Annotated in this window: 3 protein-coding genes; 2 read left to right on the forward strand and 1 reads right to left on the reverse strand. The window is 41.5% G+C overall.

What is annotated here, in order from left to right:
• On the reverse strand, window positions 1-141 hold a 141-nt coding region (locus M8370_RS23185; RefSeq protein WP_250021857.1), incomplete at its 3' end, for a toxin-antitoxin system HicB family antitoxin.
• Between the two features lie 125 nt (window positions 142-266).
• Between M8370_RS23185 and M8370_RS23190 the strand changes: the two genes are divergently transcribed.
• Together M8370_RS23190 and M8370_RS23195 are read left to right on the forward strand one after the other, a co-directional pair.
• On the forward strand, window positions 267-608 hold the full coding sequence (locus tag M8370_RS23190) for a SymE family type I addiction module toxin (protein WP_040021041.1): 342 nt from the start codon (window positions 267-269) through the stop codon (window positions 606-608).
• Window positions 609-1,092: 484 nt separating this feature from the next.
• Window positions 1,093-1,788 carry a hypothetical protein gene (locus tag M8370_RS23195; RefSeq protein WP_250021856.1) on the forward strand — a complete coding sequence of 232 codons (696 nt, stop codon included), beginning with the start codon at window positions 1,093-1,095 and terminating at the stop codon, window positions 1,786-1,788.
• Window positions 1,789-2,010 lie beyond the last annotated feature (222 nt).

A 2,010-nucleotide genomic window follows, 5' to 3' on the forward strand; every position in this document is an offset into this window, starting at 1 on the left:
CTTCAACCAACTGGCGAGACTCACCCCTTCCTCAGCCGCCACGGCATCCAACTGCTCCTTCAATGCCGGATCAATACGCATCTTAAATTGCGGGGACTGCCCACCGCCTTTTGGTTTTTTTTCGCGCGATATGATTGACATGAGGCCACCTATCCATCTACTCAGAGTCATATAGGAGGCCACCTAAACCTCCTCTACTAGCAACGCTCCGATGTGCGGGAACACAACAGGAGCGTCTAACCTCACCAACTATCAAGGAGTTGATTATGGCTGATTCGCATTCTACCCCAGACACCGACCAATCCGGAACCGAGCGTTCGTTAATTGTGGGATACCGCCCGAATGTTTTCGACAAATCCACGCCCAATATCATTCTGTCCGGCAAATGGCTTCGCGCGGCAGGGTTTGAAACCGGACATCAGGTGACCGTCAAAGTGATGAAAGGGTGTATTGTTCTGGTGGCGTATAATGAGCAGGAGCAGAGGTTGCAGGATGATTACAAACGGACGAAGGCAAAGCTCACGGAGATAGAGGACGCGCTTGCAGCGATTCAAACTCCGCGTCCTGGAAAGCGCCCTGCAAAATCCAATACAAACCACCTGGCTTAGCGGCAATTTCTGACCTACAACCAGCCTGGTGCGTTAGACGATGTGGATACGACATGCAGTGAAAGTCGCACCCAATATCCATGCTCGAACCATCAATTCGCATTCCACAAACAGATTTTCTGATGGCGAAATTGGTCTGCATTCAACTATCCGGAAATTCCGGATAGTTCGGCAGGAAAGGAGACACCAGATTTTCAGAGCGAGATCACTACAATCTTAAAGCAATACTCGCAGTTGCGCTCGTCTGGCGGCACCCAGTTTCACCTTCACCGGCCATACGACTCCTGAACTAATACACAACCAATCGAACTCCCACGCTCATACAATATATAAATTGATAGCCACACATTATTCACAATACATATGACCCAACGGTTAACAACCCTATCTTTTTTATTAAAGACATACTATTGCGATACTCATCACAGCAGAACGCTAATATTAATAGAAAATTACATCTACGTTTCCTCCTTAAGAGTGCAATATGTATTACAGTGACTCATTAATAACATCAATGGATGCTCATAAAATATTGGCACTAAAGTTAGAACATGCCTTAACAGGCGTAAAAGATGAAGTATTAAAGCAAGCGCACCAGATAAATGATGGGGCAACGCGATTAAGCTACCAACTTTCGTGCTTTACTGAAAATTATCAGGACGTATGTTTACGATTACGCAAAGAAGATTCAAGATTTTTGAAAGGCATCGTCCAGTTAATAAAACACAGAAACGTTATCTACAAGATGCTCTATATTTATATTAAAAGCTTATTAGACAACAAAAGTGAAAACAGAATACATAACATACAACGAAATCTTATAAATTTAGGCGTATCAATTTCATCATCGATGCTATCCAGCCAGGCTTTTATATATTCGGCAACTATGGCTGTTTGTAGTAGTGTTAATACCAACATTTGGATGAAAGAAAAGATCACATCGTTTTCTACATATGCCGTTCTTGGTTTAAAATTTTATGGTGTCGTTGAGCAGGCATCCAGAAGCGCCAACCATCTAAAAAACTATAATGCTTATTACTATAATCTACTTTATCAGGAAGAACTTGAAATGATGTTTTTCTTGATTGAGCCAGTAATAATAAGAACCCCCATACTTAACCAAGCTTATGCTTCAGACAGCGATATTGCATATGCGATTTCAAGGATGATAAAGGGATGATTAATGCTATTAAAGACTGGTTAAAAGGCCAATTAATATTCTTCCTGAAAGGTGCAACTCCCCTTTTATTCGTCATAACATTTGCACTATTTGCCGTAACCTGGTTACCCGAAAAAATCGCAATGAATGCAATATGGTCAATCGTCGTTATTGTAGGTCTCTATATCCTTTTACGTAAAAAAAGATAATTACTATTTAACAGGAGTAAATTATGTCAAATCC

The sequence above is a fragment of the Enterobacter cloacae complex sp. OE43NF genome (assembly GCF_023544405.1).
Classification (GTDB): Bacteria; Pseudomonadota; Gammaproteobacteria; order Enterobacterales; family Enterobacteriaceae; genus Enterobacter; species Enterobacter cloacae.

Bases quoted from the DNA above. Each gene is read 5' to 3' on its own strand.
- M8370_RS23195 (WP_250021856.1), top strand. From the start codon at position 1,093: ATGTATTACAGTGACTCATTAATAACATCAATGGATGCTCATAAAATA.
- M8370_RS23190 (WP_040021041.1), top strand. From the start codon at position 267: ATGGCTGATTCGCATTCTACCCCAGACACCGACCAATCCGGAACCGAG.